Genomic DNA, 11,898 nt, shown 5'->3' on the forward strand with positions numbered 1-11,898 from the left:
CTTGGAGAGGCGTTCCTCGAACGCCCCCACGGACATATATCAATGACCGGGAGGCTTGCGGCAAGGCCCATGCAGGAAGCGATACTGCGCGCCTCATTCTGACCAGGAGTTGCGATGATCAGTCATTCGGTCGTGATCGCGGGCGGTGGACCAACCGGACTCATGCTCGCTGGAGAATTGGCGCTCGCAGGGGTTGACGTTGTGGTCGTCGAGCGCCGACCCAATCAGGAACTCTCGGGGGCGCGTGCGCTCGGCATCTCGTCGCGCACCATCGAAGTGCTCGACCAGCGTGGTATCGCCGAGCGATTTCTATCCGCGGGACAAGCCGCGCAGGTCACCGGTTTTGGCGTCACGCGCCTCGATATCAGCGATTTCCCGACGCGCCACAACTACGGCCTCGCGCTGCGGCAAAAGCACATCGAACGCCTCCTGGCCGAATGGGTCACTGAACTCGGGGTGCCCATTCTCTACGGCCACGAGATCGCCGGCTTTGTGCAGGATGACAGCGGTGTCGACATCACACTCGCCGACGGACGATCACTACGCACGCCATATCTTGTGGGGTGCGACGGGGGACGGAGCATCGTCCGCAAGACCGCCGACATCGACTTCCCGGGGTGGGACGCCACCACCAGCAATCTCCTCGCCGAAGTGGAGATGACGGAGACGCCGCCCTACGGTGTACATCGCTCGGCGGCCGGTACCTACGCCTTCGGCCGCTCCGAGTATGAGATCAAGGATGGTGCGATCGTCTACAAGGAAATCGGGCCTATTGGGGTGATGGTCACTGAACCCAATGCCCATGCCACCACCGAACCCACGTTGGATGATCTCCGGACGTTGCTGACTGCCGCGTGCGGAACCGACTACGGCGTGCACAGTCCCACCTGGATCTCCCGCTTCACCGACATGACGCGGCAGGCCGCGACCTATCGCCGAGGGCGTGTGTTATTGGCGGGCGATGCCGCGCACATCCACTCACCAATCGGTGGCCAGGGACTCAGCGCCGGCGTGCAGGATGCGGTGAATCTCGGATGGAAGCTGGCGCAGGTGGTGAGGGGCACCTCACCGGACCGTCTGCTCGACACCTATCACGCTGAGCGCCACCCGGTTGGTGCACGGGTGCTCAAGACCACGATGGCGCAGGTGGCGCTGCATCGGGAGGACGATCGCACATTGGCCGTGCGGGATATCCTTGGCGACCTGCTCAGGATGGAGGAGCCACGCAAACACATCGCTGGCATGATGTCGGGACTGGACATCCGATATGATCTGGGACCGGGACATCCACTGCTCGGTCGTCGCATGCCGGACCTGGACATCATCACCACGAGCGGCCCGCGGCGTGTCTTCAGTTTCCTGCACGCGGCGCGGCCGGTGTTGCTCAACTTTGGTGCGCCACGCACGAGCGACCTCGCCGCGTGGGCGGACCGTGTGCCGTACGTGCACGCGACATACGACCGTGCGTGGATACTGCCGGTGCTGGGCGCGATCCCGGCGCCCACTGCCGTGTTGGTTCGCCCCGATGGGTATGTCGCGTGGGTTGGCGACGGCGCGGAAGCGGGACTCACGGACGCACTGACCATGTGGTTCGGGGCGCCCGCAGAACACTAGGGGAAACACGGGATGGTCAACCTGCGGGGGCGGCACCAGCACCCCGCCCCCACAGGTTCACGACGCCATCAGGCGACGGCGCGCGTAGTGTCCCGTACGGTGCGCGAACTCCACTGATGCCGATTCTCACCACCCCTCGGTGGCTGGTTGGCATCAAGGCGGAAGGCGCTGATCTGCTGCTGCAGGATACCCGACTGCTCGTCCAGCGACTGACTGGCCGCCGACAACTCTTCGGCCAGTGCGGCGTTCTGCTGGTTGGCCCCATCCATGGTGGACACCGCCCCATTCACCTGCTCGATGCCCGCGGATTGTTCCTGAGCGGCCGCGCTGATGTGTTCGATGAATCCGGTCACATGCTCCACCGCCGTGACGATGCCGCTCAACGCTTCGGCGGTTTCGCCAACGACTCGGCCTCCATCGCGGACTCTCAGCATGGTTTCGTCGATGAGATCTCCGATCTCCTTGGCGGCATTGGCCGAACGCAAGGCCAACTGGCGCACTTCGCCGGCGACGACGGCAAATCCCCGTCCATGATCGCCAGCGCGCGCCGCTTCGACCGCGGCATTGAGCGACAGCAGGTTGGTCTGAAACGCGAGTTCGTCGATGACACGGGTAATGTCGCCGATGCGCTTGCCACTCTCACTGATGGCGGTCATGGCCGCCATGGCTTCGGCCATCAACTGCCCACTCTGCTGCGCTGCTGCGCGCGTCTGGCGGCCTACGTCTTCTGCTGCTTTGGCACGATCGGCGTTTTGCCGCACGCTCGCCGTCATCTCTTCCATGGCCGCAGCCGTCTCTTCGAGTGCACTCACCTGTGCATTGGTGCGATTCGCCAGGTCGACGGTGCCATCGGCCAGTTGCGTCACCGATTCCTTCATGGACCACGCGACCGCATTCACTTCGCTCAATGTGTCGGCCAGCGATGCCGCGGCGCGGTTGAGACCGGACGCCATGCGTTCCAGTTCACCCTGATAGTGCTCACTCACGCGACCGGTGAGATCACCGCTCGCCATGCCGTTGAGGACATCACCGGCTTCACGCACCAGGGCGGCGAGTGCGTGCTCCCGTTCGACTTCTGCGGTTACATCCGTACAGGCCTTGATCACCCCGGTGACCAGACCCTTCGCGTCCCGGAGCGGTGTGTACGCACCCTGAATCCAGATCGTCGCACCATCCTTGCGAACACGCGGATAGCGGCCGGAGAATGCCTCGCCGGCACGAAGCCGCTTCCAGAAGTTCGCATACTCGATGGTGGCCGCAAACGCCGGATCGCAGAACATGCGATGATGATGTCCGATGATCTGCACCGCTTCGTACTGCATCGCTCGCAGAAAGTTGTCGTTGGCATGCTGTACCATGCCTTCGAGCGAGAACTCGATGATGGCCTGCGTCGCGTTCATCGCCTCGAGCTGTGAGGCCGTCGCGGCCAACTGCCGGCGTTCCTCGGTGACATCGGTGGCGAACTTGATGATGCGTGTGACACGTCCGAACCGGCGCATCGGCGTGTACGATGCCTGCAGGAACACGTCGCTGCCGTCTTTGTGTCGACGGGGGTACACACCACGATCGGTCTTGCCCGAACGAAGCTGCGCCCAGAAGTCGGCGTAGGCGACCGAAGCCGCGTACGCGGGATCGCACAGCACACGATGATTCTGACCAAGGACCTCCTTTCGGGTGTATCCCAGGCTTTGGCACAGATGGTCACTGATCTCGACGATTCGGCCGGAGGGTGAGAACTCCACCCAGCCCTGCACATTTTCAATTGCCGCCAATTTCGTTGCCGCTGATGACCCGCGCCGGAACCCGAAAAAATGCACCTGATCCTCGATCCGTTGGAGAGAGCAGCCGTCGTCGGATGCCCACTGCGAGGGGTGTGGTTGGTTCCAGCGACGCCTCACGTCGCCTCACCTCCGAAAAGGCCTGACCTCTACGCAGTACTTTGGGTATCGGCGCAATGGTTGCGCACTTGAGCAATGCGCATGACAATCACCGGCAGAGCAATAGGCGGTGATGTATGCCACTCAAGTGGTGTCGGTGGCGTACCGATACTTCCGCGCCGGCGGTACGTCGTGACCGGATCGCTCCAGCCGGCGAGTCGTCAGCGCGCCGGGTGCCTAGGGCGTCGCGCTCTGTTTGAGCCGCGCGGTGAATTCGTAGTCGCCACCCGGTAGTGGGATCTGGGCACGCAGTGTGTCATAGCCGACGCGGCTCGTGACCAGCTCGGTCGCCCCGACCCCCAACCCGCCCAGCACATAGTTGCCATTCGAACCCGACGTGGTCGAGACGCCATTGGTGGTGACTCGTGCGCCCACCAACCCCTCACCTGAAATCGCGTCGATGACGCGGCCGCGCAGGTGCGTGGACTGTTGGGCGGTTGGTGCGGGCACATGCACGTACGTCACCTTGGGATCGCCGCAGGCAACCAGCAGGCCGGCGACGGGCGCAGCGGCCAGGAAAAGGATGGGTGTCCTGCGCATTGTGACTCCAGGAGAGGGGGCATCCTCAAAATGATGCGGTTCGTCATCTCCAGCAAGCAATTCGGCCCTGCCTGCCACCGCCGGTATGTGTCGCGCGGTGGCAGGAGATCATGCCCGGGTCAAACGTCCAGATTGCTCACGAAGCGGGCGTTGCTCTCGATGAACTGACGACGCGGTTCCACGTCGTCACCCATCAGGGTCTGGAAGGTCTGGTCGGCCAGCACGGCATCTTCCATGGTCACGCGCAGCATCGTGCGCGTTTCCGGATCCATGGTCGTCTTCCAGAGCTGCGCGGGGTTCATTTCACCGAGACCCTTGTAGCGCTGCACCATGATGTTGCCACGGCCTTCGGGGCCGCCGAGACGCTCGGAGAACGAATCGCGCTCCTTCTCGGAGTACGCGTAGAACTCTTCCTTGCCCTTGGCCACGCGATAGAGCGGTGGCTGCGCGATGTACATGTAGCCGGCATCGATCAGCTCGCGCATCTGACGGAAGAAGAACGTGAGCAGCAGCGTGCGAATGTGCGCGCCGTCGACGTCGGCGTCGGTCATGATGATGATCTTCTGGTACCGCGTCTTGCCCAGATCGAATTCATCCTTGATGCCGGTGCCGATCGCCGTGATGATCGTGCGGATTTCTTCGTTCGACAGCACCTTGTCGAAGCGCGCCTTTTCCACGTTGATGATCTTGCCGCGCAACGGCAGGATCGCCTGGAAATTCCGGTTGCGTCCCTGCTTGGCCGAACCGCCGGCCGAGTCACCCTCGACGAGGTAGAGTTCGCAGAGCGCGGGATCGGACAACGAGCAATCGGCCAGCTTGCCAGGCAACGCGGCCACATCGAGCGCGTTCTTCTTGCGCGTCAGGTCGCGTGCCTTTCGCGCCGCCTCACGAGCCCGTGACGCCGAGATGGCCTTGTCGATGATCGCGTTGGCCGTCTTGGGATGCTCTTCGAGGTACTGTGACAGCAGCTCGTTCATCACGCTGCGCACCGCACCTTCCGCTTCGGAGTTGCCGAGCTTGGTCTTGGTCTGCCCTTCGAACTGGGGCTCGCGCACCTTGACCGACAGCACCGCCGTGAGCCCTTCGCGCACATCATCACCGGACAGGCGGATTTCCTTGTCCTTCTTGTTCAGGTTGCTCGACCGCTCGATGTACTTGTTGATGACCGAGGTGAGCGCGCTCTTGAAGCCGGTGAGGTGTGTGCCGCCTTCGTGCGTGTTGATGTTGTTGACGAAGGAGAAGACGTTGTCGGCATAGCTGTCGTTGTACTGCAGCGCCATCTCGATGCCGATGTCGTCGCGCTCGGTGTCGAGGTACACGACATCCTGGTGCAACGGCTTCTTGTTGCCCGTGAGGAACACGACAAATTCCCGCAGACCGCCACGCGCGAAGAACACTTCTTCGCGGGGCTGGCCATCCTTCATTTCGTCAGGGCGCTCGTCACGCAGCGTGATCTGGATGCCCTTGTTCAGGAACGCCAGTTCGCGCAGACGATTCGCCAGCGTTGCCCACTCGTAGCGCGTGGTTTCCTGGAAGATCGTGGCGTCAGGCTTGAACCACACCTTCGTGCCCGTTTCCTTGGCCGGCACATTGCGCAACGTCTTGAGCTTCGTCGTGGTGACACCACGCGCGAAGTCCATGAAGTGTTCTTTGCCGTCGCGCTTGATCCAGACCTTGAGGACATCGGACAGGGCGTTCACCACCGACACACCAACGCCGTGCAAGCCACCAGACACCTTGTAGGTGTTCTTGTCGAACTTGCCACCGGCATGCAGCACAGTCATCGCGAGTTCGACACCGGGCAGTTTTTCGATCGGGTGCACGTCGACGGGGATACCGCGACCGTCGTCTTCTACGCTGATCGAATCATCGGCATGAATGGTGACCTCGACCCGCTTGGCAAATCCGGCCAGCGCTTCGTCGATGGAGTTGTCCACCACTTCATACACGAGATGGTGCAGGCCGCGCGCCGATGTGGAGCCGATGTACATGCCCGGGCGCTTGCGGACGGCTTCCAAGCCCTTGAGGACGGTGATGCTGTGTGCGCCGTACTCGTTCTCGTCTTCCTGCGCTTCGGGGGCGTTGCTGTTGGCCATGAGGACGTGCTGAACTCGTGCTGGAAGTGGCTTGGAAACACAAGCCTGAAATCTACCAGAATGGAGCCCCGGAAGCAACTTCACGGTTCAGTTGCAAGTTGTTGTCATTCAACAGCTTGCGCGGTCGCTCCGATCAGCGGCGCAGCATGAGCCGCAGCTTGACCACCGGCGCACGCGACGGATCCCGGTTCAGCGACCGCAGCAATTCGGGCTCGAGCAGCGTCAGCTCCTGCATCCACCCATGAGTCTTCACCATCACGACCAGCGTGCCGTCCTGTTGCAACAGCAGCGGCTCCGTCACGCTCGCGATCTGCGGGCCCACCAGTTGGGGCCACTCGGGAATGACCGAGACCTGTGCCAGCCGGTCGGTGAGCCCCGCCTTCTGGAGCACCGACGCCACGACATCGCTCATCGCGGTCGGTTTGCGTGGCGGCTTTTCACTCATGACAACACCCCGTCCCGCATCGTGCGGCGGGCGAGTCGTGTGTAGGCTGCGGGGATGTCCTGTTCGCGTGGGACGGCCAGCAGGACCTGCGATGCACCGGCCGCATCGAGCAGATCGAGCACCCGTGCCGCACGTCCGAGATCGAGCTCGGCGAATGGATCGTCGAGCAGCAACAGGGGCGAATAGCCCAGCGCGTCACGGAGCGTGATGAGTTCGAGCAGGCGCAAGGCGATCGCCGCACTGCGCTGCTGGCCTGCTGATCCGAAGGTGCGAAGTTCTCGGCCACCCAGCGTCAACTGGAGATCGTCGCGCTGTGGTCCGACCAGAGTCACGCCACGTCGCAATTCCGCGGAGCGCTGCTGGGTGAAAGCCCGTGTCAGCGCGTCCTGTTGCATCAGGGGATCGGTGAGTGCGTCGCTGCGTGTGTCACCGCCGACGCTCACGTAGCGCAGCAAGGCTTCCTGCCGTTCGCCGATGGCGGCGCACAGCTCGGCGTAGTATCCGGCCTGTGCCCGCACAAACGCGTGGCGCGCGGCGACAATCACGCCACCATGTTCGGCCAGGGCGGGTTCCCAGACACTCACACGGGCTTCCTGCTCCTGTGCCCGCACCGCGCTACGCTGCGCGGCCTTGAGCACCGCGTTGCGACGGAGCAGGGCGCTGCGATATCCCTGCAGCGCCACCAGATACGCGGGCGACGACAAAGCCAGCATCACGTCCAGATATCGACGGCGCTCGCCTGGGCCACTGGCGACCAGGGCCACATCGGCCGGAGAGAACTCCACCGACGGCAGTGCGCCGAGCGCAGACGTCAGTCGTGGCTGTTCCACGCCATCGAGCGTGGCGCGTTTGCGCTTGCTGCTGCGCTCATAGCCCACACTCACGGTGTGCCACGCCGCTGGTGCGTGCAGTGTGGCCCGGACGTGAAACGCCGGTGCACCAAAACGAATGACATCGGCGTCCCGGGCACCACGAAACGATCGCAACAGGCCGAGATAGGCCACGGCTTCGAGCAGATTGGTCTTGCCATGGCCATTCTCGCCAATCACCACGAGCCCGCCCGTGGGCACCTCGAGATCGAGACTGTGAAAATTGCGATACTCGCGGACGGCGAGCTGCGCGAGCACGAGCGGGTGATTCGGTGAGAGTGGTCGTACCGCGGGATCAGCGGCCCGTGAACACGGGCGCGCGCTTCTCGAGGAAGGCCTTCATGCCCTCGCGCATATCGCTCGTGGCCGAGAGCAGGCCGAAGAAATCCGACTCGATCAGGCAGCCTTCTTCAAGCGTGGCATCCTGTCCACGATTGAGTGCTTCGATGCAGCCGGCGAGTGCCAACGGTGCGTTGGCAATCATCGACTGCAAGAGGGCGCGCACCGTGTCGATCAAGGCATCGGGCGCCACGACCTGGTCCACCAGGCCAAGCCGGTACGCTTCGGCGGCGTCGATCATTTCGCCGGTGAGCAGCAAACGCAGCGCGGGGCCACGACCCACCAGGCGCGGCAGGCGCTGTGTGCCACCATACCCCGGCACAATGCCGAGCTTCACTTCGGGCTGGCCCAGCTTGGCCTTCTCGCTGGCGATGCGCATGTGACATGACATCGCCAGCTCACAGCCGCCACCCAGTGCGAAGCCGTTGATCGCGGCGATGGTGGGCTTGGGGCTCGTCTCGAAGCGCCGGAAGATCACCTGGCCGGCCCGCGCGCGCTGCAGCGCTTCCAGCGGCGACTGGCTTTCCAGTTCGGAGATATCGGCACCGGCCACAAACGCCCGTCCGGCGCCCGTCAACAGCACGGCGCCCACGTCCTCACGAGCATTGGCTTCATCGATGGCACGCCCGAGTTCCGCGATGGTCGCGTCGTTGAGGGCATTGAGCTTGTCGGGACGATTCACGGTGATCGTCGCGATGCGGTCGGCGACGTCAAACTGCAGGAACTGGTAGGACATGGTCGGCGCGGAGGGAGAGGATGGGGACAGTGCAATGTAAGGCGATGGTGGGTCGCGGGGGGCGGTTCACGCCCAACCCACCTCGGCGACCCATCACCAGCTAAGTTATGCCCGTGCCGCCTCTTCCTCTCCATGTGCCCGCCGTCGGGTGGTCGCCCGACTTGCGCGCGCTGCGCATTCTCGATCAGCGCCTGTTGCCTGGTGCCCAAGAAGTGCGCGATCTGGTGCAGCTCGAGGAGATCGTCGAGGCCATCCGCACGTTGGCGGTACGTGGTGCTCCGGCGATCGGGGTGGCTGCCGCCATCGGACTGGTCGTCGCTCTCGAGGTCGACAGTGGCGGGCAGGAGACCCGAGCGCGGGCGCTGCTGGCCGACTACGCCGCCCGTTTGCAACGGGCGCGTCCCACCGCCGTGAACCTTGGCTGGGCCATCGATCGTCTGGTGCGTACCGCACACCGCACCGCGGTGGGCTCCATGCTGGCGGCCCTGCGCGCCGAAGCCGAGGCCATCCGCGCCGAAGATGTGGCCATGTGCGAGGCCATTGGACAACATGGCCTGGCCGTCGTGCCCGATGGCGCGCGCGTGCTCACACACTGCAACGCCGGTGCGCTCGCCACGGCGGGGATCGGCACGGCGCTCGCGCCGCTCTATATGGCGCATGCCCGGGGACGCGCACTCACCGTCTACGCTGATGAAACGCGGCCGCTTCGTCAGGGCGCTCGGCTTACGGCGTGGGAGCTTTCGCGGGCCGGCATTTCGGTGTCCGTCTTGCCCGATGGTGCGGCGGCCTCGCTGCTATCGCAGGGGTTGGTGGATCTGGTGATCGTCGGCGCCGACCGCATTGCCGCCAATGGCGACGTGGCGAACAAGGTCGGCACCTACGGCGTCGCACTTGCTGCCGCCGCCCATCACGTGCCGTTCTACGTGGCGGCACCTGGCAGCACGATCGATCCGCATACCGCCACTGGTCGTGACATCGTCATTGAACATCGGGATGCCGATGAACTGGGAGAGTTGCCGCCCGGTGTGCCGGCATGGAACCCGGCCTTCGATGTCACGCCACGAGCGTTGATCCGGGGCTATATCACCGATCGCGGGTTTGTCGAACCGCCATTCACTCTCGCCGACTACGCCGGGCGCTGATCCGCGCCAGCACTCCGTTCGTCATCCTCCCAACGTCTCGCGCATCGTCTGCGCGAAAGGAGTCTCCGCATGACTTGCGTACTGGCCATCGATCAGGGCACCACCGGCACCACCTGCCTCGTCATTGCGCACGATGGACGGGTGATCGGCCGAGCATATCGCGAGATCACGCAGTTTTATCCGGCTCCGGGCTGGGTGGAGCACGATGCGCACGAGATTCTCGAGCGCACGCTTGCCGCAGCGCGTGAAGCGATCGCTGAAGCGCAGTTGACGGCCAACATGGTGCCGGCAGCGATCGGTATCACCAATCAGCGTGAAACGATCGTGCTCTGGGAGCGCGCCACGGGACGCGCGGTGCACAAGGCCATCGTGTGGCAGGACCGCCGCACCGCGCAGCGCTGCGCCGAGCTGGCACCGCAGGCGGCCATGATCGGCGAGCGCACGGGTCTGGTCACCGATCCGTATTTCAGCGCCACCAAGCTCGAATGGTTGTTGGCGCAGAACGATCATCGCACGCGCGCCGAGCGCGGGGAGCTGGCGGCGGGGACCATCGACAGTTGGCTCATCTGGCATCTCTCGGGCGGGACCGCGCATGTCACCGATCACACCAATGCGTCGCGCACGATGTTGTATGACATCGGCTCCCGGGCGTGGTCGCCCGAGCTGTGTGCGCTGTTCGGTGTGCCGGCATCACTGTTGCCGACGATTGTGGCGTCGAGTGGTGAGGTGGCTCGCTCCACCCAGGCCACGTTGGGCGCGACCATTCCCATTACCGGTATTGCCGGTGACCAGCAGGCCGCGCTGTTCGGCCAAGGCGGCTGGGCGGCTGGCGACGGCAAGAATACCTATGGAACGGGCGCGTTTCTGCTATTGAACACGGGGGCCTACCGTCCGGCACCCGGCAGCGGGTTGCTCACCACCATCGCCTGCGACGAACGCGGTGCTCCGGTGTTTGCGCTCGAAGCTTCGATTTTCATTGCCGGTGCGGCCGTACAATGGTTGCGTGATGGGCTGGGCATCATCGAGACCAGCGCCGAAACCGAAGCGCTGGCCCGCGGCCTGGCGAGCAACGACGGCGTCTACTTTGTGCCCGCTCTGGTGGGGTTGGGCGCCCCCGATTGGGAGCCCAACGCTCGTGGCACCATTGTGGGCCTCACCCGTGGCACCACCCGGGCGCATATGGCCCGCGCGGCGCTCGAAGCCATGGCCTACGCGACCCGCGACGTGCTCGGCAGCATGGGCAGCCAGGGCGGGGTCGCGTTCGACCGTCTCCGGGTGGACGGCGGAGCCAGCGCCAACGATTGGCTGATGCAATTCCAGTCGGACGTGCTGGGCGTGCCCATCGAGCGGCCTGATCTGGTCGAGACCACGGCATTGGGGGCCGCTGGGTTGGCCGGTCTGGCGGTCGGGATCTGGAAAGACGGGGCGGAATTCCTCGCCAGCCGACATTTCACCCGATTTACTCCCGACAAAGTCGGAACGGTATCGGCTGCTTCGGCGTACGCAGGGTGGCGACGTGCGATCCGGGCGGCGCTGGGGTGGGCCCGAGACACCGAACGGGATGCCGGGACGAGCGGGCGCTAAAAGCGGCTGATTCCCCGAAGCTTTCCCGGCAACGGCTGTGAGGCGCCCGCCACCGTCGCTATCTTCCGGATATCCCACCGGGGTGCTCCATCGGGAGTACCCATCCGGTCCTACAGGACGAGTCCCGTGAAAGCTCGCAATAAGTTCCTGCTCGGCGGCGTATTGGTGCTTGGCACCGCCGGTTATCTGATGGCCAGCTCGATCGACGAGACGGCCACCTATTACCTCACGCCCTCGGAACTCGCTGGCAAGGTGACGGCCAACCCACGGTTCGTACAGAACGGCGTGAAGGTGGGCGCGCGGGTGGTGAGCGGCACGATCGTTCGCCAGCCTGGCGGGCGTGAGCTGACGTTCAAGATGACCGACGGCGCCCATACCTATGATGTGCACTATCGCGGGCTGATCCCCGACACGTTCACCGATGGCGTGGATGTGGTGGTGGAAGGGCGTCTCGACGCCACTGGCACGTTCCAGGCCACCACGTTGCTGGCCAAGTGCGCCTCGCGCTATGAAAACGCTCCCGAGAAGTACCAGCAGACGCCCGGCTATCAGCAGGGTACTGCAGCCACCCCCCGCGCGTAATACTCGCGCGCCTG

10 protein-coding genes are annotated in these 11,898 nt (G+C 64.3%); 4 read left to right on the forward strand and 6 right to left on the reverse strand.

The genetic code is table 11. The features are described from left to right. Window positions 1-114: 114 nt before the first annotated feature. Window positions 115-1,614 carry an FAD-dependent monooxygenase gene (locus GAU_RS04130; protein WP_012682299.1) on the forward strand — a complete coding sequence of 500 codons (1,500 nt, stop codon included), beginning with the start codon at window positions 115-117 and terminating at the stop codon, window positions 1,612-1,614. A 68-nt stretch (window positions 1,615-1,682) separates the two neighbouring features. Here the strand turns inward: GAU_RS04130 and GAU_RS04135 are convergent, their stop codons facing one another. From GAU_RS04135 to GAU_RS04160, 6 genes are all read right to left on the reverse strand, one after another. After that, complete coding sequence (locus tag GAU_RS04135; RefSeq protein WP_083765439.1) at window positions 1,683-3,512, reverse strand: methyl-accepting chemotaxis protein; 1,830 nt, start codon at window positions 3,510-3,512, stop codon at window positions 1,683-1,685. 216 nt (window positions 3,513-3,728) lie between these two features. Next, the gene (locus GAU_RS04140; protein ID WP_041265245.1) at window positions 3,729-4,091 is read right to left on the reverse strand and encodes a carboxypeptidase regulatory-like domain-containing protein; all 363 of its coding nucleotides are present in this window, start codon (window positions 4,089-4,091) and stop codon (window positions 3,729-3,731) included. A gap of 119 nt (window positions 4,092-4,210) precedes the next feature. Further along, window positions 4,211-6,187, reverse strand: a complete 1,977-nt coding sequence (gene gyrB / locus GAU_RS04145) for a DNA topoisomerase (ATP-hydrolyzing) subunit B (protein WP_012682302.1) — start codon at window positions 6,185-6,187, stop codon at window positions 4,211-4,213. A 133-nt stretch (window positions 6,188-6,320) separates the two neighbouring features. Continuing rightward, window positions 6,321-6,632 carry a DciA family protein gene (locus tag GAU_RS04150; protein WP_012682303.1) on the reverse strand — a complete coding sequence of 104 codons (312 nt, stop codon included), beginning with the start codon at window positions 6,630-6,632 and terminating at the stop codon, window positions 6,321-6,323. Further along, the gene (recF, locus tag GAU_RS04155) at window positions 6,629-7,759 is read right to left on the reverse strand and encodes a DNA replication/repair protein RecF (RefSeq protein WP_012682304.1); all 1,131 of its coding nucleotides are present in this window, start codon (window positions 7,757-7,759) and stop codon (window positions 6,629-6,631) included. The genes GAU_RS04150 and recF overlap by 4 nt, the downstream gene beginning before the upstream one ends. Window positions 7,760-7,796: 37 nt before the next feature. Further along, a complete protein-coding gene (locus GAU_RS04160) occupies window positions 7,797-8,576 on the reverse strand; it encodes an enoyl-CoA hydratase/isomerase family protein (RefSeq protein WP_012682305.1) in 780 nt (259 codons plus the stop codon). 107 nt (window positions 8,577-8,683) lie between these two features. Here GAU_RS04160 and mtnA point away from each other — a divergent pair, with 107 nt between their 5' ends. The 3 genes from mtnA to GAU_RS04175 all read left to right on the forward strand — a co-directional run bounded on the left by mtnA (window position 8,684) and on the right by GAU_RS04175 (window position 11,884). Then, the gene (mtnA, locus tag GAU_RS04165) at window positions 8,684-9,718 is read left to right on the forward strand and encodes an S-methyl-5-thioribose-1-phosphate isomerase (protein WP_012682306.1); all 1,035 of its coding nucleotides are present in this window, start codon (window positions 8,684-8,686) and stop codon (window positions 9,716-9,718) included. Between the two features lie 69 nt (window positions 9,719-9,787). Beyond that, the gene (gene glpK, locus GAU_RS04170) at window positions 9,788-11,302 is read left to right on the forward strand and encodes a glycerol kinase GlpK (protein WP_012682307.1); all 1,515 of its coding nucleotides are present in this window, start codon (window positions 9,788-9,790) and stop codon (window positions 11,300-11,302) included. 126 nt (window positions 11,303-11,428) lie between these two features. Next, window positions 11,429-11,884 (forward strand): cytochrome c maturation protein CcmE, encoded by a 456-nt coding sequence (locus GAU_RS04175; RefSeq protein ID WP_012682308.1) that lies wholly within the window; start codon window positions 11,429-11,431, stop codon window positions 11,882-11,884. Window positions 11,885-11,898 lie beyond the last annotated feature (14 nt).

It is taken from the genome of Gemmatimonas aurantiaca T-27 (assembly GCF_000010305.1).
Lineage (GTDB): Bacteria > Gemmatimonadota > Gemmatimonadetes > Gemmatimonadales > Gemmatimonadaceae > Gemmatimonas > Gemmatimonas aurantiaca.